The sequence below is a fragment of the Pseudomonas sp. Ors-4-3C genome (genome assembly GCF_055755035.1).
This window is the reverse complement of sequence record NZ_CM146900.1, coordinates 3,682,968-3,704,128: the sequence shown is the minus strand read 5'-3', so window position 1 is coordinate 3,704,128 and position 21,161 is coordinate 3,682,968. Positions and strand designations below refer to the sequence as shown.

Genomic DNA, 21,161 nt, shown 5'->3' with positions numbered 1-21,161 from the left:
GTAGCCGCAGAGTCCGCTCCGCGGTGTTTACGATTCGGTGTGGCCGCTGATGCGCTGGCCCCAGGCCCGGGCAGTGACGCCCAGCTGTTGTTCGTCCAGGCGGGTCAGGCGCCGGTCGTCGAGTAACTGTTTGCCGGCGACCCACAGGTGTTTCACGCAGTCGCGGCCGGTGGCATAGATAAGCTGCGACACCGGGTCGTAGACCGGTTGCTGGGCCAGGCCGGACAGGTCGAACGCGACGATGTCCGCAGCCTTGCCGATCTCCAGCGAGCCGACCTGCGCCTCGATGCCCAGGGCACGGGCGCCGTTGAGCGTGGCCATGCGCAGCGCGCGATGGGCGTCCAGCGCGGTGGCCGAGCCAGCGACGGCTTTGGCCAGCAGCGCGGCGGTGCGGGTTTCGCCGAGCAGGTCGAGGTCGTTGTTGCTGGCGGCGCCATCGGTGCCGACGGCGACGTTCACGCCAGCCTGCCACAGACGCTCGACCGGGCAGAAACCGCTGGCCAGCTTCAGGTTCGATTCCGGGCAGTGGATCACGCTGGTGTTGCTTTCTACCAGCAATGCCAGATCGTCATCGCTGATCTGAGTCATGTGCACGGCCTGGAAGCGCGGGCCGAGCAGGCCGAGACGACCGAGACGGGCCAAGGGGCGCTCGCCGCGATGCTCCAGCGATTGCTGGACTTCGAAGGCAGTTTCGTGGACGTGCATGTGGATCGACGCGTCCAGCTCTTCGGCGATCACACGGATTTTTTCCAGGTTCTCGTCGCCCACGGTGTAGGGTGCATGTGGGCCGAAGGTGATCTTGATCCGTTCGTGATGCTTCAGATCGCCGAACAGCTCGACGCCCTGACGAATGGCCTCGTCGGCACTGGCGGCGCCGGGGATCGGGAAATCGAGGATCGGAATCGCGATCTGCGCGCGAATGCCGCTGTTGTGCACGCGCTCGCTGGCGACTTTCGGGAAGAAATACATGTCGGAAAAGCAGGTGATGCCACCCTTGATCTGCTCGGCAATCGCCAGATCGGTGCCATCACGGACGAACTCTTCATCGACCCATTTGGCTTCGGCCGGCCAGATGTGATTTTCCAGCCAGGTCATCAGCGGCAGATCGTCGGCCAGGCCACGGAACAATGTCATCGCCGCGTGGCCGTGGGCGTTGATCAGGCCCGGGCTGAGCAGCACGTCCGGCAACTCGCGGATTTCCGTGGCGTTACACTTCAATGCTTCGGCGCGCGGGCCGATAAACACGATGCGACCGTCGCGAATGCCCAGGCCATGCTCCTTGAGCACAACGCCTGCGGGTTCGACGGGTACCAGCCAGGTCGGCAGCAATAATAAGTCGAGCGCAATGGCAGGTTTCGGCATCGAGGGTCGGTTCCAGTGCTTTTGTAAAGGATGGCGAAGTATACCCGAGCGTCTTCGCGGGGGGATCGCTATAATCGGCGGCTTTTGTTCATGAGTGCGGGGTGAGGGATGCGCGATCGACTGTTGGCTGCGGAGAAAGTAAAGGCCATCGATTGGCGTGACGGCGCGCTTTACCTGCTGGATCAGCGTATTTTGCCGTTCGAGGAAACCTGGATTGCCTACACCAGCGCCGCCGGCGTGGCTGAGGCCATTCGCTCGATGGTGGTGCGTGGCGCGCCGGCCATCGGCATCAGCGCGGCTTATGGCATTGTGCTGGCGGCCCGTGCCCGGGTGGCCGAGGGCGGTGACTGGTACGCGGCGCTGGAGGAGGATTTCGCGCTGCTGGCCGATTCCCGCCCGACGGCGGTCAATCTGTTCTGGGCGCTCAATCGCATGCACGATCGACTGGATCGCCTGAAGGACAATGCCGATCCGCTGGCGGCGCTGGAAGCCGAGGCCATCGCCATTCATGAAAGTGATCGCGAAGCCAACCTGACCATGGCTCAGCTCGGTGTCGACCTGATCCGCAAACACCAGGGCAATGCCCAGGCGATTCTCACCCACTGCAATACCGGCGCCCTGGCCACTGGCGGTTTCGGTACGGCGCTGGGGGTGATTCGCGCCGCTTATCTTGAAGGCATGGTCGAACGCGTCTACGCCGATGAAACCCGGCCATGGCTGCAGGGCTCGCGCCTGACCGCGTGGGAGTTGGCGAACGAAGGCATCCCGGTAACGCTCAACGCCGACTCGGCTGCTGCGCACATCATGAAAACCAAGGGCGTGACCTGGGTGATCGTCGGCGCTGACCGCATCACCGCCAATGGCGACGTGGCGAACAAGATCGGCACCTATCAACTGGCGGTCAACGCCATGCACCACGGTGTGCGTTTCATGGTGGTGGCGCCGAGTTCGACCATCGACATGCATCTGGCCAGTGGCGACGACATCCCGATCGAGGAGCGTGACGGCGCCGAGCTGCTGGAAGTCGGTGGCAAGCGCGTGGGGGCGGACGTCGAGGCGTTCAACCCGGTGTTCGATGTGACGCCGGCGGATCTGATCGATGCGATCGTTACCGAGAAGGGCATCGTCGAGCGACCGGATACGGCGAAGATGGCCCAGTTGATGTGCCGCAAGCGCCTGCATTGATGGGCTGTGGCGTCTGAAAGGACGCCATCGCCAGCAGGCTGGCTCCTACATTGATTGGTGTCGAGCGCAAACCCTGTAGGAGTGAGCCTGCTCGCGATGGGGCCATCAAAGTCAATAAACATCTCCAAATCAAGCCCCAAATCTGCATTCAAAGAAGCTCTGAGCCTCTCTCGTCCCCTTTACGCCTGTCATCGGTCAACTAACTATGCTCCATGCGCATCTGGGGGATAGGTGCGTGGCGGCTCTTGTGATAACATCCGGCGTTTTCCGAGGCAGCTTCACGGAGCTGTCTTTACTGCGCAAATCCACGGTCCGAATTGTTGATTTGTCGTAAGTCGGCGCATGGCACTCAGCCTGCCCCGACGAGCTTCGTACATCCCATATGGATATGACGAAGTTTCACCAGAAAAAGGAATCAGGCTTCTCATGGGCGAACTGGCCAAAGAAATCCTCCCGGTCAATATCGAAGACGAGCTGAAACAGTCCTATCTCGACTACGCGATGAGCGTAATCGTCGGCCGTGCACTGCCGGATGCGCGCGATGGCCTCAAGCCCGTGCACCGTCGCGTACTGTTCGCGATGAGCGAGCTGGGCAACGACTTCAACAAGCCGTACAAGAAATCTGCCCGTGTTGTCGGTGACGTAATCGGTAAGTATCACCCGCACGGTGATACCGCGGTGTACGACACCATCGTCCGCATGGCTCAGCCTTTCTCCCTGCGCTACCTGCTGGTTGACGGTCAGGGCAACTTCGGTTCGGTCGACGGCGACAACGCCGCCGCCATGCGATACACCGAAGTGCGCATGACCAAGCTGGCGCACGAGCTGCTGGCCGACCTGCACAAGGAAACCGTGGACTGGGTGCCGAACTACGACGGCACCGAAATGATCCCGGCGGTGATGCCGACGCGTATCCCCAACTTGCTGGTCAACGGTTCCAGCGGTATCGCCGTGGGCATGGCGACCAACATTCCGCCGCACAACCTCGGTGAAGTCATCGACGGTTGCCTGGCCCTCATCGACAACCCTGAGCTGACCGTCGATGAGCTGATGCAGTACATCCCCGGTCCGGACTTCCCGACTGCCGCGATCATCAACGGTCGCGCCGGCATCATCGAAGCCTATCGCACCGGTCGCGGCCGCATTTACATGCGTGCCCGCTCGATCATCGAAGACATCGACAAGGTCGGTGGCCGTCAGCAGATCGTCATTACCGAACTCCCTTACCAGCTGAACAAGGCGCGTCTGATCGAGAAGATCGCCGAGCTGGTAAAAGAGAAGAAACTCGAAGGCATCACCGAGCTGCGCGACGAGTCCGACAAGGACGGTATGCGCGTCGTGATCGAACTGCGTCGCGGCGAAGTGCCTGAGGTGATCCTCAACAACCTCTACGCCCAGACCCAGCTGCAATCGGTATTCGGCATCAACATCGTCGCGCTGATCGACGGCCGTCCACGTATCCTGAACCTCAAGGATCTGCTGGAAGCCTTCGTCCGTCACCGTCGCGAAGTCGTCACCCGTCGTACCGTGTTCGAGCTGCGCAAGGCCCGCGAGCGTGGTCATATCCTCGAAGGCCAGGCCGTTGCCCTGTCGAACATCGACCCGGTGATCGCCCTGATCAAGGCGTCGCCGACCCCGTCGGAAGCCAAGGAAGCGCTGGTCAGCACGCCTTGGGAATCTTCGGCGGTGGTGGCGATGGTGGAGCGTGCCGGTGCCGATTCGTGCCGTCCGGAAAACCTCGATCCGCAATACGGTCTGCGCGAAGGCAAGTACTTCCTGTCGCCAGAGCAGGCGCAAGCCATTCTGGAACTGCGTCTGCACCGTCTGACCGGTCTGGAACACGAGAAGCTGCTGGCCGAGTATCAAGAGATCCTCAACCAGATCGGCGAGCTGATCCGCATCCTCAACAGCGCCGTGCGCCTGATGGAAGTGATCCGCGAAGAGCTGGAAGTGATCCGCGCCGAATACGGCGACGTGCGCCGCACCGAGATTCTCGATGCGCGCCTCGATCTGACTCTGGGTGACATGATCCCGGAAGAAGAGCGCGTCGTGACCATCTCCCACGGTGGCTACGCCAAGACCCAGCCGCTGGCTGCGTACCAGGCTCAGCGTCGTGGCGGTAAAGGCAAGTCGGCGACCGGCGTCAAGGATGAGGACTACATCGCTCACCTGCTGGTCGCCAACAGCCACACCACGCTGCTGCTGTTCTCCAGCAAGGGCAAGGTGTACTGGCTGAAGACTTACGAAATTCCGGAAGCGTCCCGCGCCGCCCGTGGTCGTCCGCTGGTCAACCTGCTGCCGCTGGATGACGGTGAATACATCACCACCATGCTGCCGGTCGAGGAATACACCGAAGGTCACTTCATCTTCATGGCGACCGCCAACGGCACCGTCAAGAAGACCCCGCTGGAATCCTTCAGCCGTCAGCGCAGCGTCGGTCTGATCGCGCTGGAGCTGGACGAAGGCGACGTGCTGATCTCCGCGGCCATCACCGATGGCGAGCGCGAAGTGATGCTGTTCTCCGACGGCGGCAAGGTGACGCGCTTCAAAGAGTCCGATGTACGTGCCATGGGCCGTACCGCCCGCGGTGTGCGCGGCATGCGTCTGCCGGAAGGGCAGAAGCTGATTTCGATGCTGATCCCGGAAGAAGGCAGCCAGATCCTCACCGCTTCCGAGCGTGGTTATGGCAAGCGCACCGCGATCACCGAGTTCCCTGAGTACAAGCGTGGCGGCCAGGGCGTGATCGCCATGGTCAGCAACGAGCGTAACGGCCGTCTGGTCGGTGCGGTGCAGGTGCTCGACGGCGAAGAAATCATGCTGATCTCCGATCAGGGCACTCTGGTGCGTACCCGTGTCGACGAAGTGTCGAGCCTGGGTCGTAACACCCAGGGCGTGACCCTGATCAAACTGGCCAAGGATGAAACCCTGGTCGGTCTGGAGCGGGTTCAGGAGCCATCGGAAGTCGAAGGCGAAGAGCTGGAAGGTGAAGAGGGTGCCGTGTTCGAGGGGGATGTCGTGATCGACGACGTTGCCGAGGACCAGCAACTCGACGCCGCAGCTGACGAAGAGCCGCAGGAATAAGCGGACAAGCGAGGGGGCGGATGAAAATTCGCCCCCTTGTTATTTGTCCGGTATGAAACATCGGAGATCTCTTGTAGGAGTGAGCCTGCTCGCGATGCAGGCGCCGCGGTGCATCTGAACTACCGCAGTGATGCAATCGCGAGCAGGCTCACTCCTACAGGTTGATGCGCTTCCCGGCCGTTCCGGTGTCGACGATTAATGCGATTTAATGCGTGATATCAAATCAGAGCGAGATTGGATGTGAGCAAGCGAGCCTATAACTTCTGTGCCGGTCCTGCGGCGCTTCCTGAAGCTGTACTGCAACGTGCCCAGGGTGAACTCCTTGATTGGCACGGCAAGGGGCTGTCGGTCATGGAAATGAGCCATCGCAGTGATGAGTTCGTGTCCATTGCCACCCAGGCCGAGCAGGACCTGCGTGACCTGCTGAATATCCCGTCGAACTATAAAGTGCTGTTTCTGCAGGGTGGCGCCAGTCAGCAGTTTGCGCAGATCCCGCTGAATCTGTTGCCGGAAAACGGCAGCGCCGACTATATCGACACCGGTATCTGGTCGCAGAAAGCCATCGAAGAAGCCTCGCGCTACGGCCACGTCAACGTTGCCGCCACCGCCAAGCCTTATGACTATTTCGCCATTCCGGGCCAGAACGAGTGGAGCCTGTCGAAAGACGCCGCTTACGTTCACTACGCGCCGAACGAAACCATCGGTGGTCTGGAATTCCAGTGGATCCCGGAAACCGGCGACGTACCGCTGGTGGCCGACATGTCGTCGGACATTCTCTCGCGTCCGGTCGATATCTCGCGTTTCGGCATGATCTACGCCGGCGCGCAGAAGAACATCGGCCCGAGCGGCATCGTCGTCAACATCATCCGTGAAGACCTGCTGGGCAAAGCGCGTTCGCTGTGCCCGACCATGCTCAACTACAAGGTCGCGGCCGATAACGGCTCGATGTACAACACGCCGCCGACCCTGGCCTGGTACCTGTCCGGCCTGGTATTCCAGTGGCTGAAGGAGCAGGGCGGCGTCGAAGCGATCGCTAAACTCAATGACGTCAAGCAGCGCACGCTGTACGACTTCATCGATGCCAGCGGTCTCTACAGCAACCCGATCAACAAGTCGGACCGCTCGTGGATGAACGTGCCGTTCCGTCTGGCTGACGATCGTCTGGACAAGCCGTTCCTCGCCGGTGCCGACGCGCGTGGCTTGCTCAACCTCAAGGGCCACCGCTCCGTGGGCGGTATGCGCGCCTCCATCTACAACGCCGTCGACATCACCGCCGTCAATGCGCTGGTGGCGTACATGGCTGAATTCGAGAAGGAACACGGCTGATGTCCGAGCAAGAACTCAAGGCACTGCGCGTTCGCATCGATGCTCTGGACAGCAAGGTCCTCGAGCTGATCAGCGAGCGTGCCCGCTGCGCCCAGGAAGTCGCGCGAGTAAAGATGGCCTCGCTGGCCGAAGGCGAAGTGCCGGTGTTCTATCGTCCCGAGCGTGAAGCTCAGGTGCTCAAGCGCGTGATGGAGCGCAATCAGGGGCCGCTGGGTAACGAAGAGATGGCGCGGTTGTTCCGCGAAATCATGTCCTCGTGCCTGGCGCTCGAGCAGCCGCTGAAAGTGGCTTACCTCGGCCCTGAAGGCACCTTTACCCAGGCGGCGGCCATGAAGCACTTCGGTCACGCGGTGATCAGCAAGCCGATGGCGGCGATCGACGAAGTGTTCCGTGAGGTGGCGGCGGGGGCGGTGAACTTTGGCGTGGTGCCGGTGGAAAACTCCACCGAAGGTGCGGTCAACCACACCCTCGACAGCTTCCTTGAGCACGACATGGTGATCTGCGGCGAAGTCGAGCTGCGCATTCACCATCATTTGCTGGTCGGTGAAAACACCAAGACTGACAGCATCAGTCGCATCTACTCCCATGCGCAATCGCTGGCCCAGTGCCGCAAATGGCTGGACGCGCATTACCCGAATGTCGAGCGCGTTGCGGTATCGAGCAACGCCGAAGCGGCCAAGCGGGTCAAGGGTGAGTGGAACTCGGCGGCGATTGCCGGCGACATGGCGGCAGGCCTGTATGGCCTGACCCGTCTGGCCGAGAAGATCGAAGACCGTCCGGACAACTCGACGCGCTTCCTGATGATCGGTAACCAGGAAGTGCCGCCGACCGGCGACGACAAGACCTCGATCATCGTCTCGATGAGCAACAAGCCCGGTGCGCTGCATGAGCTGCTGGTGCCGTTCCATGACAACGGGATCGACCTGACCCGGATCGAAACCCGTCCGTCGCGCAGCGGCAAATGGACTTACGTGTTCTTCATCGACTTCGTCGGCCACCACCGTGATCCGTTGATCAAGGGCGTGCTGGAAAAGATCAGTCAGGAAGCAGTAGCACTCAAAGTGCTGGGTTCCTACCCGAAAGCAGTTCTCTAAGGGCGTTAGCAAATGAGTGGCAACTTCCTCGCTCTGGCACAGCCGGGCGTGCAACAACTTTCGCCGTACGTTCCGGGCAAGCCTGTGGACGAACTGGCGCGCGAGCTGGATCTGGATCCGGCGAAAATCGTCAAACTGGCGAGCAATGAAAACCCGTTGGGCGCCAGCCCGAAAGCGCTGGCAGCGATTCGCGAAGAGCTGGCCGAGCTGACCCGTTATCCGGACGGCAACGGCTTTGCGCTGAAATCGCTGCTGGCCGAGCAGTGCCGTGTCGAGCTGAATCAGGTGACCCTGGGCAACGGCTCCAACGACATTCTTGAGCTGGTAGCGCGCGCCTATCTGGCGCCGGGCCTCAACGCCGTGTTCAGTGAGCATGCGTTTGCGGTGTATCCGATTGCCACTCAGGCGGTCGGCGCGCAGGCCAAAGTGGTTCCGGCCAAGGATTGGGGGCATGACCTGCCTGCGATGCTCGCGGCCATCGACGCCAATACTCGTGTGGTGTTTATCGCCAACCCGAACAACCCGACCGGCACCTGGTTCGGCGCCGAAGCGCTGGACGAGTTCCTGCAGGACGTGCCGGAGCACGTGCTGGTGGTGCTGGACGAGGCGTACATCGAATACGCCGAAGGCAGCGATCTGCCAGACGGTCTGGACTTCCTCGCGGCGTACCCGAATCTGCTGGTATCGCGCACGTTCTCCAAGGCCTACGGTCTGGCGGCGCTGCGCGTAGGTTATGGCCTGTCCACTGCGGTGGTGGCGGACGTGCTGAACCGCGTGCGCCAGCCGTTCAACGTCAACAGCCTGGCCCTGGCCGCGGCCTGTGCGGCGTTGAAGGACGAGGAGTATCTGGCGCAAAGCCGTCAGCTCAACGAATCCGGCATGCAGCAGCTGCAGGATGGTTTCCGTGAGCTGGGCCTGAGCTGGATCGAGTCCAAAGGCAACTTTATTTGCGTCGACCTCGGTCAGGTGGCAGCGCCGATTTTCCAGGGCCTGCTGCGTGAAGGCGTGATCGTGCGTCCGGTGGCCAACTACGGCATGCCGAACCACCTGCGGGTGACCATCGGTCTGCCGGCGGAAAACAGCCGCTTCCTCGAAGCGCTGCGTAAGGTTCTGGCTCGTGGGTGATGTCACTGCTCTGCAATCTGCTGCACCTATGATCGGTCGCCTTGTGGTCGTCGGTCTGGGATTGATCGGTGGTTCGTTTGCCAAAGGTTTGCGTGAAAGCGGTATCTGCCGTGAGGTGGTCGGGGTCGATCTCGACCCGCAATCGCGCAAGCTGGCGGTCGAGTTGGGCGTGGTGGATCGTTGCGAGGATGACCTGATCGCTGCGTGTCAGGGCGCCGACGTGATTCAACTGGCGGTGCCGATTCTGGCCATGGAGAAGGTGCTGGCCCGTCTGGCGAGCGTCGATCTGGGTCAGGCGATTCTGACCGATGTCGGCAGCGCCAAGGGCAATGTGGTGCGCGCGGCGACCGAGGCGTTCGGCGGCATGCCGGCGCGTTTCGTCCCGGGGCATCCGATTGCCGGTTCCGAGCAGAGTGGGGTGGAAGCTTCCAATGCCGAGCTGTTCCGTCGGCACAAAGTGATTCTGACGCCGCTCGAGCAAACCGACCCGGCCGCACTGGCGGTGGTCGATCGCTTGTGGCGCGAACTGGGTGCCGACGTCGAGCACATGCAGGTCGAGCGCCACGATGAAGTGTTGGCCGCGACCAGTCATCTGCCGCACCTGCTGGCCTTCGGTCTGGTCGACTCGTTGGCCAAACGCAATGAAAACCTTGAGATCTTCCGTTACGCTGCGGGCGGTTTCCGCGATTTCACAAGAATCGCCGGAAGCGACCCGGTGATGTGGCACGACATCTTCCTCGCCAACCGCGAGGCTGTCCTGCGCACACTCGATACATTTCGCAGCGACCTCGACGCCTTGCGCGACGCGGTCGATGCAGGGGATGGGCACCAATTGTTGGGCGTCTTCACGCGCGCCCGGGTTGCCCGCGAGCATTTCAGTAAAATCCTGGCCCGCAGGGCCTATGTGGACGCTATGAATTCCAACGATCTGATTTTCCTGGCTCAACCTGGTGGCCGCCTGTCCGGTCGGATTCGCGTACCAGGTGACAAATCGATTTCCCACCGTTCGATCATGCTCGGCTCGCTGGCCGAAGGCGTGACCGAGGTTGAAGGGTTCCTCGAGGGCGAAGATGCCCTGGCGACCTTGCAGGCATTTCGCGACATGGGCGTGGTCATCGAAGGCCCGCACCACGGTCGTGTGACCATTCACGGCGTCGGCCTGCATGGCTTGAAGCCGGCGCCGGGTCCGATCTATCTGGGCAACTCCGGCACTTCGATGCGTCTGTTGTCCGGCCTGCTGGCGGCGCAGAACTTCGACAGTACCCTGACCGGCGATGCGTCGCTGTCCAAGCGTCCGATGAATCGCGTGGCCAACCCGCTGCGTGAAATGGGCGCCGTGATCGAAACCGCTGCCGAAGGTCGTCCGCCGATGACCATTCGTGGCGGTCACAAGCTCAAGGGGCTGACCTACACCATGCCGATGGCCAGTGCTCAGGTGAAGTCCTGTCTGCTGCTGGCGGGCCTGTACGCCGAAGGCAAGACCACCGTCACTGAACCGGCTCCGACCCGCGACCACACCGAGCGCATGCTGCGTGGTTTCGGCTATCCGGTAAGCGTCGATGGCGCTACGGCGTCGGTCGAATCCGGCGGCAAGCTGACTGCGACCCACATCGAAGTGCCGGGCGACATCTCGTCGTCGGCGTTCTTCCTGGTGGCGGCCTCGATCGCCGAAGGTTCCGAGCTGGTGCTGGAACACGTCGGCATCAACCCGACCCGTACCGGTGTGATCGACATCCTGCGCCTGATGGGCGCTGATATCACCCTGGAAAACCAGCGTGAAGTCGGCGGCGAACCTGTAGCTGACCTGCGCGTGCGAGCGGCTAAACTGAAAGGTATCGAGATTCCGGAAGCGCTGGTGCCACTGGCCATCGACGAATTCCCGGTGCTGTTCGTGGCGGCGGCCTGCGCCGAAGGCCGTACCGTGCTGACCGGTGCCGAAGAGCTGCGCGTCAAGGAATCGGATCGTATTCAAGTCATGGCGGACGGCTTGCTGGCGCTGGGCGTCAAGTGCCAGCCGACCCCGGACGGCATCATCATCGATGGCGGCCAGATCGGTGGTGGCGAAGTGCATGGTCACGGTGATCACCGTATCGCCATGGCTTTCAGCGTCGCTTCGCTGCGCGCCACTGCCCCGATCCGCATTCATGATTGCGCCAACGTCGCGACGTCGTTCCCGAACTTCCTCGCGCTGTGCGCGCAGGTCGGCATTCGTGTGGCTCAAGAGGCTCAGTCGTGAAAAACATTGCACCGGTCATCACCATCGATGGGCCAAGCGGTTCGGGCAAAGGCACGGTCGCCGGGATTCTGGCCAAGCGTCTGGGCTGGAACCTGCTGGATTCCGGTGCGCTGTATCGCCTGCTGGCGTTCGCTGCGCACAATCATGGTGTCGACCTGACCAATGAAGAACTGTTGAAGAAACTGGCCGCTCATCTGGATGTGCAGTTCATCGCGGCGACCGACGGTCAGCTGCAGCGCATCATTCTGGAGGGTGATGAAGTCAGCGATGTCATCCGCACTGAAAGCGTCGGTTCCGGTGCTTCTCAGGTGGCCGCGTTGCCGGCAGTCCGCGAGGCGCTGCTGCAGCGCCAGCGTGCTTTTCAGGAGGTGCCGGGCCTGGTGGCCGATGGTCGTGACATGGGTACTGTGGTTTTTCCTGATGCACCGTTGAAGATTTTCCTCACCGCCAGTGCCGAGGAACGGGCGCGCCGCCGATATTTGCAGTTGAAGGGCAAAGTCGAGGGTGTTAGTCTGTCGAGTCTGCTAGATGAGATCCGTGCACGCGACGAGCGTGATATCCAGCGCGCAGTAGCCCCGCTCAAACCGGCGGCAGACGCGATACAGCTGGATTCCACGGAGTTGTCCATCGATCAGGTGCTTGAACGCATCATGAGCGAGATCGCCATTCGCGATATCGCCGGGTGACCAAGAAGGCCGCAGGGGACCAGTCATAGTCCTGCAGCGCTTCTTTTAAATGAAACTAACCCACGCCGTCTGGGGTGTGGAGATGGGCGTATTCTTCGCCCTCATCTACAGGAATTAAAATGAGCGAAAGCTTTGCGGAACTCTTTGAAGAAAGCCTAAAGACCCTGAACCTTCAGGCAGGCTCCATCATCACCGGTGTTATCGTTGATATCGATTACCAGGCTCGCTGGGTAACCGTTCACGCTGGTCTGAAGTCTGAAGCACTCATCCCGCTGGAACAGTTCTACAACGATGCTGGTGACCTGACTATCAATGTCGGTGACGAAGTTCACGTTGCTCTGGATTCGGTTGAAGACGGTTTCGGTGAAACCAAGCTGTCCCGTGAAAAAGCCAAGCGCGCTGAATGCTGGATCGTTCTGGAAGCAGCCTTCGCAGCTGAGGAAGTGGTCAAGGGCGTTATCAACGGTAAGGTTAAAGGCGGCTTCACTGTCGACGTTAACGGCATCCGTGCGTTCCTGCCAGGTTCCCTGGTTGACGTCCGTCCAGTGCGCGACACCACGCACCTGGAAGGCAAAGAGCTGGAATTCAAGGTCATCAAGCTGGACCAGAAGCGCAACAACGTTGTCGTTTCCCGTCGCAGCGTCCTGGAAGCCGAGAACTCCGCCGAGCGTGAAGCTCTGCTGGAATCCCTGCAGGAAGGCCAGCAAGTCAAAGGTATCGTCAAAAACCTCACCGATTACGGCGCATTCGTCGATCTGGGTGGCGTGGACGGCCTGCTGCACATCACCGACATGGCCTGGAAGCGCATCAAGCATCCTTCCGAGATCGTCAACGTTGGTGACGAAATCGACGTCAAGGTTCTGAAATACGATCGCGAACGCAACCGTGTTTCCCTGGGCCTGAAGCAACTGGGCGAAGATCCATGGGTTGCTATCAAAGCCCGTTACCCAGAAAGCACTCGCGTTACCGCTCGTGTAACCAACCTGACCGACTACGGCTGCTTCGCTGAGCTGGAAGAAGGCGTTGAAGGTCTGGTACACGTTTCGGAAATGGACTGGACCAACAAGAACATCCACCCTTCGAAAGTCGTACAAGTCGGCGACGAAGTGGAAGTCATGGTTCTGGACATCGACGAAGAGCGTCGTCGTATCTCCCTGGGCATCAAGCAGTGCAAGTCGAACCCATGGGAAGACTTCTCTGGCCAGTTCAACAAGGGCGACAAGATCTCCGGCACCATCAAGTCGATCACCGATTTCGGTATCTTCATTGGTCTGGACGGCGGCATCGACGGTCTGGTTCACCTGTCCGACATCTCCTGGAACGAAGTGGGCGAAGAAGCCGTACGTCGTTTCAAGAAGGGCGACGAGCTGGACACCGTCATCCTGTCGGTTGACCCAGAGCGCGAGCGCATCTCCCTGGGCATCAAGCAACTGGAAAGCGATCCGTTCTCCGAGTACGTCTCGGTTAACGACAAAGGCGCTATCGTTACTGGCACCGTGAAAGAAGTTGACGCCAAAGGCGCCATCATCGTTCTGGCTGACGACATCGAAGCGACTCTGAAAGCCTCCGAAATCAGCCGTGACCGCGTTGAAGACGCGCGCAACGTTCTGAAAGAAGGCCAGGAAGTTGAAGCCAAGATCATCAGCGTTGATCGCAAGAGCCGCGTAATCCAGCTCTCGATCAAGTCGAAAGACGATGCTGAAGAGAAAGAAGCTATCCAGAGCCTGAAATCGGCTCCGGCAGCTGAAGGCGAAGCAGACACCACTATGGCTGCACTGCTGCGTCAAGCAATGGCCAAACAGAACTAAGTTCTGCTTGATCATGAAAAAGGGCGACTTCGGTCGCCCTTTTTTGTGCCTGCGATTTGGTAGAGAAGGGTGCTTGAGATGTATCCGGTTTGTCGTGAAACCAATCCTTCTGCCTGGTTGTCTGTTTCTTTAATCGGATCAATCGCCTATTCGCGACTAAGCTGGGTATTAGTCGTGCAGTAGTCGGGCATTGCCTGACATAAGGAAGTGGATGAACAGATTTATTGTCTTGATGGCGTTGTTGGTATTGGCTGGCTGTACCACGAGTGCCAAGACTCATGCTGTGCGAGGTGCCAGTGGTATAGAAATTGACTGCTCTGGTCTGGGGTCAGGGTGGGAAAAATGTCAAAGGCGCGCGGCGAAGGAGTGCAAGGGGGCAGGTTACAAAGTGATCACCCGATCTGATCAGGCGAAGGATGAAGATGAATATCCGTTTGGCTTCAATCCCGCAGGCTACGTCACTCGAACCATGCTGGTCATGTGCCGTTGAGTGTGCGCGGCTTCGGCTTGTGCTTTTGTGCGCTGAAAACGGGCGTTTCGGCGCCAGGGAAGATATGTCAATCCCTGGGCTGTTCAAAATCTTCCGGGCGTGCTAAAACCTTTCAAGCGCTGATCTAGCTGCTTGAAAAAGAAGGGAAAAATATGACGAAGTCGGAGTTGATCGAACGAATTGTCACCCATCAAGGGCTACTCTCATCCAAGGATGTGGAGCTGGCCATCAAGACCATGCTTGAACAAATGTCCCAGTGCCTGGCTACCGGTGATCGCATCGAGATCCGTGGGTTTGGCAGCTTTTCTCTGCACTATCGTGCGCCGCGCGTAGGTCGCAATCCGAAGACTGGTCAGTCGGTCAGTCTGGACGGCAAGTTCGTTCCGCATTTCAAGCCGGGCAAGGAATTGCGTGACCGGGTGAATGAGGAAGAGGAGGAGGGGGTTTGACAGTCGCTAGCCTGAAGGGAGTTAGTCATGCGTAACATCAAGCGCATACTTCTTGGCGCTTTCAGTATTTTGCTTGTATTGGTGGTTCTGGCGTTTGTGCTTGAGAATCAGCAGTCAATTTCGTTGATGTTTCTGGGATTGACCGGGCCGCAGCTTCCAGTGTCATTGGTGGTGGTCATCGCACTGCTCGTTGGCATGCTGATTGGTCCGATTCTGGGGTGGTTTCTGGGACGTTCGTCCAGAGCGGCGCGCAAGCGTCTGGTCTGAGGTCGACGGCCACTGGCTATCATTCAAATTTGGTTCGTCGCCTGTCCATATCCATTAGTAAAAGATTCATTAAGCTGTAAAATGTTACCCTTGTTCGATAGTGGCATATTCCCACATCGATTTAGACTGACTCTGACGGAAGTCTCAGGTTTGATGGCTTCTGCATTCATGGATTAGACGGTGCTCGTTGGTGTCACTGTCCGCAGCTCAAGGGTATGGTTTCGCGTGAAAATTCTAGTTACCGGCGGCGCCGGGTTCATCGGCTCGGCAGTCATCCGTCACATCATTTCCAACACTACCGACTCTGTGGTCAACGTCGATAAGTTGACTTATGCCGGTAACCTGGAGTCCTTGGCAGAAGTTAGCCAGGATCCGCGTTATGCATTTGAGCGCGTTGATATCTGCGATCGTGATCAGATCGACCGTGTTCTGCGTGAACATCAGCCGGATGCGATAATGCACCTGGCTGCTGAGTCCCACGTAGATCGTTCGATTACTGGTCCATCCGAGTTTATCCAAACCAATATCATTGGCACCTACACACTGTTGGAAGCTGCACGCCAATATTGGATGGCGCTGGATGATGTGCGCAAGGCCAGCTTCCGCTTCCATCACATTTCTACTGATGAAGTTTACGGAGATCTTGAAGGTCCGGAGGACCTCTTCACGGAAACGACGCCATATCAGCCAAGCTCACCGTACTCGGCGAGCAAGGCCAGTTCTGACCACCTCGTTCGCGCTTGGGCCCGTACGTATGGCTTGCCGACATTGGTCACGAACTGCTCGAACAACTACGGTCCTTGCCATTTCCCTGAGAAGTTGATCCCGCTGATCATTCTCAATGCGCTTGAAGGAAAACCATTGCCGGTTTATGGCAAAGGTAATCAAGTACGTGACTGGTTATACGTAGAAGATCATGCGCGTGCGTTGTACAAAGTTGTTACCGAGGGTGTCATCGGTGAGACGTACAACATCGGTGGACACAACGAAAAACAGAACATAGAAGTGGTTCACACTCTCTGTGTACTGCTGGACGAATTACGTCCTGACTCTGCGCATCGCCCGCACGCCAGCCTGATCACATACGTGCAAGATCGCCCGGGGCATGACCAGCGCTATGCGATCGATGCGAGCAAGATTCAGCGTGAGCTGGGTTGGACGCCGCAAGAGACGTTTGAAACCGGTATTCGCAAGACCGTCGAGTGGTACCTGAACAATGCCGAGTGGGTAGCCCATGTAAAGAGCGGAAGTTATCAGCAGTGGATCGACGAGAACTACGCGGATCGCTCGAGCAAGGCATGAAAATCCTTCTGCTGGGTAAGAATGGTCAGGTAGGCTGGGAGCTGCAACGCTCCCTTGCCCCACTTGGTGAATTGGTCGCTTTGGATCGTTCCGTTGTCGATGGGTTGACTGGTGATTTGTCTGATCTGGAGGCTTTGCGTGCAACGATTCGTCAGGTAAAACCCGACTTGATTGTTAACGCAGCGGCCTATACGGCGGTCGATAAAGCTGAGTCAGAAACCGACTTGGCTGAGCGTGTGAACGCTCATGCACCTGGTGTCTTGGCAAAAGAGGCCGCGTTGCTGGGGGCATGGCTGGTCCATTACTCAACGGATTACGTCTTCAGCGGTGAAGGTCTGGAGCCGTGGCAGGAGATGGATCCCGTCAATCCGGTCAATTACTACGGTGCCAGCAAACAGGCTGGCGAGCAGGAAATCATTGCCTCCGGTTGTAAATACCTTATTTTCCGGACTAGCTGGGTCTATGCTGCCCGTGGCAATAATTTCGCCAAGACAATGTTGCGTCTGGCAAAGGATCGCGAAACTCTCAATGTCATTGCCGATCAGATTGGTGCGCCGACCGGTGCTGATCTTATTGCCGACGTGACGGCATTGGCAGTTCAGCAGGTCTTGCGATCCCCTGAGTTGACGGGGGTCTATAATCTGGCGGCCGCTGGCGAAGTGTCATGGCACGGGTATGCGTGCTACGTGATCGATCTGGCGAGAACCTATAATGAAGAGCTTGCTGTTACTGCGGTCAATCCGATTGATACAACTGCTTACCCAACACCTGCGCGCCGCCCTCTGAATTCTCGACTGAATACTCAGAAGTTGCGCGACAATTTTTCTCTACACTTGCCGGATTGGCAAAGTGGCGTAAATCGAATGTTAAGGGAAGTTCTGAACAAATGACCACGACAAATCGTAAAGGTATCATCCTCGCTGGCGGTTCGGGCACGCGCTTGCATCCGCTGACCCTTGGTGTTTCCAAGCAGATGCTGCCGATTTACGACAAGCCGATGATCTTCTATCCGTTGTCGGTATTGATGCTCGCCGGCATGCGCGAAATCCTGATTATCTCTACGCCGGAAGACCTGCCGTGCTTTAAAAAGTTGCTTGGTGATGGCAGCCTTTATGGTATCAAGTTGAGCTATGCCGAACAGCCGTCTCCGGATGGTCTGGCACAGGCATTCATCATTGGCGAAGAATTCATCGGCAAGGATCCCTGCTGTTTGATTCTGGGCGACAACATTTTTTATGGTCAGCACTTCTCGGATAACCTGCGTTCTGCCAGCGTCCAGGCCTCGGGTGCAACCGTGTTTGGCTATCACGTTTCCGATCCGGAGCGTTTTGGTGTCGTCGAGTTCGACGAAACGGGCCAGGCGCTGAGCATTGAAGAGAAGCCTCTGAAGCCGAAGTCCAATTATGCTGTGACCGGCCTGTATTTCTACGACAATGATGTGGTTAAGATCGCCAAAAGCATCAAGCCGTCTGAGCGCGGTGAGCTGGAAATCACTGACGTCAATCGTGCCTATCTCGAGCAGAAAACGCTCAAGGTCGAAATGTTGGGTCGTGGTTTTGCCTGGCTCGATACTGGTACACATGACTCGTTGCTTGAGGCCAGTCATTTCGTCCACACAATCGAGCAGCGCCAGGGTCTGAAAGTCGCGTGCCTTGAAGAGATTGCCTACCACAATGGTTGGATCACGGCCGAGCAGCTGTCCGCTCAAGCCGACGCTCTGAAAAAAACTGGATACGGGCAGTATCTGCAGAAATTGCTGGATTCACCAGCTCGCTGATTAGAAAGTCGTCTTTTTTTCAACGCTACGTTTAACCGGTAAGCAGAATAGGCATGCCAGTAAAACCTACTAAAGTTGCCGTTTTGCTGGCGGCCTACAATGGCATGCAATGGATCGAAGAGCAGCTCTGCTCGATCCTTTCACAAGAAGACGTTGATGTGAGCATTCACATCAGCGTCGACCCCTCTAATGATGGCACCGAATCATGGTGTGCATCTTTTGCTGCCGTGTATTCGAATGTTGTGCTGCTGCCATCCGCAGGACCTTTCGGAGGGGCATCGCGCAACTTTTTTCGCTTGATGCGTGATGTTGACCTGAGTATCTATGACTATGTCGCTTTTGCCGATCAGGACGATATTTGGCATATCGATAAGTTGGGGCGTGCCTGTCGTCTATTGCAACAGGTGGGTGCGGATGCCTATTCAAGTAACGTCCTGGCTTTTTGGCCGGATGGTCACACTCGCTTGCTGGACAAGGCGCAGGCTCAAGTTGAGTGGGATTATCTTTTTGAAGCTGCCGGCCCGGGCTGCACTTATGTTTTTACTCAGTCATTAGCAAGTGCGATCAAGGCCTCGATGGTCGCCAACTGGCAGTTATTGCAGGGGGTCAGTTTGCATGACTGGTATTGTTATGCGTTTGCCCGTAGTCATCGGTACACATGGCTGATTGATCGTGAACCGACCTTGCATTATCGACAGCATGAGCGCAATCAGGTGGGAGCCAATACCGGATTTGGTTCAAAGATTGCCCGATACAAAACCATCCACAATGGCTGGTGGTTTTCCCAGGCTCGACTGATTGCCGTGTTGATCGGGAGGGAGCAGGATCCTTTTGTTCGTGGGTGGCAGGATCTTCGCCGTCATCAGTTGCTGAAGCTGTCGTTGAGTGCCAACAAGTGTCGGCGCAGAGGCAGGGATAAACTGTTTTTTTTCATTGTGTGCTGGCTTACCGCACTGTTTGGGAACAAGGCTCAATGAACGCACCGCGGGTGTTGGTGACCGGCGCTCGAGGGTTTGTCGGTGAGGCAGTGGTTTTCAGATTGCTGCTTGATCGGCGATTTATTCCGGTGGCCGCCACCAGAGGCGAGACGCGCCTCAAAGGTTTGTGCTCGATCGTGTTGCTGGATCTGGCGGGGCGTAATGCGCTGCCTGATTTGAAAGGGATTGATGTCATTATTCATGCAGCTGCGCGGGTTCACGTCATGGACGAATCTTCTTCGGATCCACTCGCCGAATATCGGCGGATCAATGTCGAGGGCACTGTCCAACTGGCCCTAAAGGCGGCGGCGAGTGGAGTGAAGCGGTTCATTTTTATCAGCAGCATCAAGGTTAATGGCGAGCAGACGGAAGTTGGCAGACCGTTTACAGCGCTGGATCAGCCAGCACCTCAAGATTCGTATGGTTTGTCCAAGTTCGAGGCCGAGATTGCCTTGCAGGAAATCGCTCAAGACACCGGGATGGAGGTGGTCATTATCCGACCGCCTCTGGTGTATGGGCCGGGAGTCAGAGCCAATTTTCTCAGCATGATGCGTTGGCTGGATAAAGGCGTCCCGTTACCGCTTGGTGCGATTGGCAATCTCCGTAGTATGGTTTCTCTGGCCAATCTTGTTGATCTCGTGGTGATCTGTATCGATCATTCAAGGGCAGGTGGACAGGTGTTTCTGGTCAGTGACGGTGAGGACCTTTCAATAACCGCACTCCTGAAAAGCATGGCGCATGCACTCGGCAGAAAAGCCTCGCTGATACCGCTGCCTGCGGCAATGCTGATATGGCCTGCGACGTTGCTCGGAAGAAAAGCATTGGCTCAGAGACTCTGCGGCTCTTTGCAAGTCGATATCAGTCATACGCGAAAGATTTTGGGCTGGGCGCCACCTTTCGCGATGGAAAGGATCCTCCGTCAGACTGCCGACCATTACCTGGATAATAAGAACAGATGATTTTCTGGAGCATTTTGCTGGTCGTTTTTTTCCTGTCTTGGTGGCTGACACTGTTGTTGCGACGTTATGCGTTGGCCAGAAGTATGATGGACGTACCCAATGAGCGCAGTTCTCATTCTGTTCCAACACCCAGGGGGGGCGGTGTAGCCATAGTGGCGGCATTTACTTTGGCCTTACCGGTGCTTGCCTCTATAGGTCTTATGGATCAGGCTGCGATGATCGGTATTCTGGGGGGGGGAGGGCTGGTCGCCGTAATTGGTTTTGCTGATGATCATGGGCATATCGCTGCCCGATGGCGGCTGCTCGGGCACTTTGTTGGTGCAGGCTGGGTGTTGTTCTGGATCAAAGGCTTGGCGCCTGTACCGCTGTTTGGGGAGCTGGTCGACCTGAGATGGCTGGGTGACCTGCTCGCCTTGATCTATCTGGTCTGGATGCTCAATCTCTATAACTTCATGGATGGCATTGATGGCTTGGCCAGCGCTGAAGCGATCAGTGTTGGTGTGGCGGCCTGCCTGGTTTACGCAGGGTGCGGACATTCCGACTTGATGTGGAGTGTCTTGGTTCTGGCGGCAGCCGTCGCGGGTTTTCTTTGCTGGAATTTCCCTCCCGCACGGATCTTCATGGGGGATGCTGGCAGCGGATTTCTCGGGGTGGTGCTGGGAGCCGTGGCGCTTCAGGCGGCTTGGGAAAAACCGGAGTTGCTGTGGAGTTGGTTGATTCTGCTGGGAGTGTTCATTGTCGACGCTACTTGGACGCTGTTGCGGCGATTGCTCAGAGGTGACAAGGTGTATCAGGCTCACCGCAGTCATGCCTACCAACATGCTACTCGGCGAACTTCCAGCCATCTGGTCGTGACTTCAACTGTAGTGTTGATAAATGTAGTCTGGCTACTACCGTGGGCGTTGCTGGTAGGAATCGGCCTCATACCGGGTGTTCTGGGTTGTTTGATAGCCTACGTGCCCTTGGCATTCATCGCCTGGAAGTTCAAAGCGGGTATAGCTGCGTAAATCAGGGCGCCGGCGGGCGCGGCGCGGTCG

Annotated in this window: 18 protein-coding genes; 17 read left to right on the top strand and 1 reads right to left on the bottom strand. The window is 58.1% G+C overall.

Annotated elements, in window-relative coordinates:
• Window positions 1-27: 27 nt before the first annotated feature.
• On the bottom strand, window positions 28-1,362 hold the full coding sequence (locus tag ACVHNU_RS16610) for a TRZ/ATZ family hydrolase (protein WP_103484387.1): 1,335 nt from the start codon (window positions 1,360-1,362) through the stop codon (window positions 28-30).
• Between the two features lie 108 nt (window positions 1,363-1,470).
• Between ACVHNU_RS16610 and mtnA the strand changes: the two genes are divergently transcribed.
• From mtnA to ACVHNU_RS16525, 17 genes are all read left to right on the top strand, one after another.
• Entirely contained in the window at window positions 1,471-2,547 is a 1,077-nt protein-coding gene (gene mtnA / locus ACVHNU_RS16605) for an S-methyl-5-thioribose-1-phosphate isomerase (RefSeq protein ID WP_003226912.1), read from the top strand.
• Window positions 2,548-2,973: 426 nt separating this feature from the next.
• Window positions 2,974-5,628: a DNA gyrase subunit A gene (gyrA, locus tag ACVHNU_RS16600; RefSeq protein WP_103484385.1), complete on the top strand. Its 2,655-nt coding sequence runs from the start codon at window positions 2,974-2,976 to the stop codon at window positions 5,626-5,628.
• 240 nt (window positions 5,629-5,868) lie between these two features.
• The gene (gene serC, locus ACVHNU_RS16595; RefSeq protein WP_103484384.1) at window positions 5,869-6,954 is read left to right on the top strand and encodes a 3-phosphoserine/phosphohydroxythreonine transaminase; all 1,086 of its coding nucleotides are present in this window, start codon (window positions 5,869-5,871) and stop codon (window positions 6,952-6,954) included.
• Window positions 6,954-8,048: a prephenate dehydratase gene (pheA, locus tag ACVHNU_RS16590; RefSeq protein WP_003226907.1), complete on the top strand. Its 1,095-nt coding sequence runs from the start codon at window positions 6,954-6,956 to the stop codon at window positions 8,046-8,048. Before serC ends, pheA begins: the two co-directional genes overlap by 1 nt.
• Before the next feature lie 12 nt (window positions 8,049-8,060).
• Complete coding sequence (gene hisC / locus ACVHNU_RS16585) at window positions 8,061-9,173, top strand: histidinol-phosphate transaminase (RefSeq protein ID WP_003226905.1); 1,113 nt, start codon at window positions 8,061-8,063, stop codon at window positions 9,171-9,173.
• 28 nt (window positions 9,174-9,201) lie between these two features.
• Window positions 9,202-11,409 (top strand): bifunctional prephenate dehydrogenase/3-phosphoshikimate 1-carboxyvinyltransferase, encoded by a 2,208-nt coding sequence (locus ACVHNU_RS16580; protein ID WP_338802653.1) that lies wholly within the window; start codon window positions 9,202-9,204, stop codon window positions 11,407-11,409.
• Window positions 11,406-12,095, top strand: a complete 690-nt coding sequence (gene cmk / locus ACVHNU_RS16575) for a (d)CMP kinase (RefSeq protein WP_473017857.1) — start codon at window positions 11,406-11,408, stop codon at window positions 12,093-12,095. The genes ACVHNU_RS16580 and cmk overlap by 4 nt, the downstream gene beginning before the upstream one ends.
• A 119-nt stretch (window positions 12,096-12,214) precedes the next feature.
• On the top strand, window positions 12,215-13,903 hold the full coding sequence (gene rpsA / locus ACVHNU_RS16570; RefSeq protein ID WP_003226898.1) for a 30S ribosomal protein S1: 1,689 nt from the start codon (window positions 12,215-12,217) through the stop codon (window positions 13,901-13,903).
• Window positions 13,904-14,114: 211 nt separating this feature from the next.
• Window positions 14,115-14,393 (top strand): hypothetical protein, encoded by a 279-nt coding sequence (locus ACVHNU_RS16565; RefSeq protein WP_473017855.1) that lies wholly within the window; start codon window positions 14,115-14,117, stop codon window positions 14,391-14,393.
• Between the two features lie 152 nt (window positions 14,394-14,545).
• Window positions 14,546-14,842, top strand: coding sequence for an integration host factor subunit beta (gene ihfB, locus ACVHNU_RS16560; RefSeq protein WP_003189779.1), 297 nt, complete (start codon window positions 14,546-14,548; stop codon window positions 14,840-14,842).
• Window positions 14,843-14,869: 27 nt separating this feature from the next.
• Window positions 14,870-15,109: a LapA family protein gene (locus tag ACVHNU_RS16555; RefSeq protein ID WP_473017853.1), complete on the top strand. Its 240-nt coding sequence runs from the start codon at window positions 14,870-14,872 to the stop codon at window positions 15,107-15,109.
• 225 nt (window positions 15,110-15,334) lie between these two features.
• The gene (gene rfbB, locus ACVHNU_RS16550) at window positions 15,335-16,411 is read left to right on the top strand and encodes a dTDP-glucose 4,6-dehydratase (protein ID WP_473017852.1); all 1,077 of its coding nucleotides are present in this window, start codon (window positions 15,335-15,337) and stop codon (window positions 16,409-16,411) included.
• On the top strand, window positions 16,408-17,301 hold the full coding sequence (rfbD, locus tag ACVHNU_RS16545; RefSeq protein WP_473017851.1) for a dTDP-4-dehydrorhamnose reductase: 894 nt from the start codon (window positions 16,408-16,410) through the stop codon (window positions 17,299-17,301). Before rfbB ends, rfbD begins: the two co-directional genes overlap by 4 nt.
• Entirely contained in the window at window positions 17,298-18,188 is an 891-nt protein-coding gene (gene rfbA, locus ACVHNU_RS16540; protein ID WP_473017850.1) for a glucose-1-phosphate thymidylyltransferase RfbA, read from the top strand. Before rfbD ends, rfbA begins: the two co-directional genes overlap by 4 nt.
• A gap of 53 nt (window positions 18,189-18,241) precedes the next feature.
• A complete protein-coding gene (locus ACVHNU_RS16535) occupies window positions 18,242-19,165 on the top strand; it encodes a glycosyltransferase (protein WP_473017849.1) in 924 nt (307 codons plus the stop codon).
• Entirely contained in the window at window positions 19,162-20,124 is a 963-nt protein-coding gene (locus ACVHNU_RS16530; protein ID WP_473017848.1) for a UDP-glucose 4-epimerase family protein, read from the top strand. Before ACVHNU_RS16535 ends, ACVHNU_RS16530 begins: the two co-directional genes overlap by 4 nt.
• Window positions 20,121-21,131 carry an MraY family glycosyltransferase gene (locus ACVHNU_RS16525; protein WP_473017847.1) on the top strand — a complete coding sequence of 337 codons (1,011 nt, stop codon included), beginning with the start codon at window positions 20,121-20,123 and terminating at the stop codon, window positions 21,129-21,131. Before ACVHNU_RS16530 ends, ACVHNU_RS16525 begins: the two co-directional genes overlap by 4 nt.
• Window positions 21,132-21,161: the final 30 nt, after the last annotated feature.

Coding starts and splice junctions, on each gene's coding strand:
- ACVHNU_RS16610 (WP_103484387.1), bottom strand. CDS start 1,362: ATGCCGAAACCTGCCATTGCGCTCGACTTATTATTGCTGCCGACCTGG.
- mtnA (WP_003226912.1), top strand. CDS start 1,471: ATGCGCGATCGACTGTTGGCTGCGGAGAAAGTAAAGGCCATCGATTGG.
- gyrA (WP_103484385.1), top strand. CDS start 2,974: ATGGGCGAACTGGCCAAAGAAATCCTCCCGGTCAATATCGAAGACGAG.
- pheA (WP_003226907.1), top strand. CDS start 6,954: ATGTCCGAGCAAGAACTCAAGGCACTGCGCGTTCGCATCGATGCTCTG.
- hisC (WP_003226905.1), top strand. CDS start 8,061: ATGAGTGGCAACTTCCTCGCTCTGGCACAGCCGGGCGTGCAACAACTT.
- ACVHNU_RS16580 (WP_338802653.1), top strand. CDS start 9,202: ATGATCGGTCGCCTTGTGGTCGTCGGTCTGGGATTGATCGGTGGTTCG.
- rpsA (WP_003226898.1), top strand. CDS start 12,215: ATGAGCGAAAGCTTTGCGGAACTCTTTGAAGAAAGCCTAAAGACCCTG.
- ACVHNU_RS16565 (WP_473017855.1), top strand. CDS start 14,115: ATGAACAGATTTATTGTCTTGATGGCGTTGTTGGTATTGGCTGGCTGT.
- ihfB (WP_003189779.1), top strand. CDS start 14,546: ATGACGAAGTCGGAGTTGATCGAACGAATTGTCACCCATCAAGGGCTA.
- ACVHNU_RS16555 (WP_473017853.1), top strand. CDS start 14,870: ATGCGTAACATCAAGCGCATACTTCTTGGCGCTTTCAGTATTTTGCTT.
- rfbD (WP_473017851.1), top strand. CDS start 16,408: ATGAAAATCCTTCTGCTGGGTAAGAATGGTCAGGTAGGCTGGGAGCTG.
- rfbA (WP_473017850.1), top strand. CDS start 17,298: ATGACCACGACAAATCGTAAAGGTATCATCCTCGCTGGCGGTTCGGGC.
- ACVHNU_RS16535 (WP_473017849.1), top strand. CDS start 18,242: ATGCCAGTAAAACCTACTAAAGTTGCCGTTTTGCTGGCGGCCTACAAT.
- ACVHNU_RS16530 (WP_473017848.1), top strand. CDS start 19,162: ATGAACGCACCGCGGGTGTTGGTGACCGGCGCTCGAGGGTTTGTCGGT.
- ACVHNU_RS16525 (WP_473017847.1), top strand. CDS start 20,121: ATGATTTTCTGGAGCATTTTGCTGGTCGTTTTTTTCCTGTCTTGGTGG.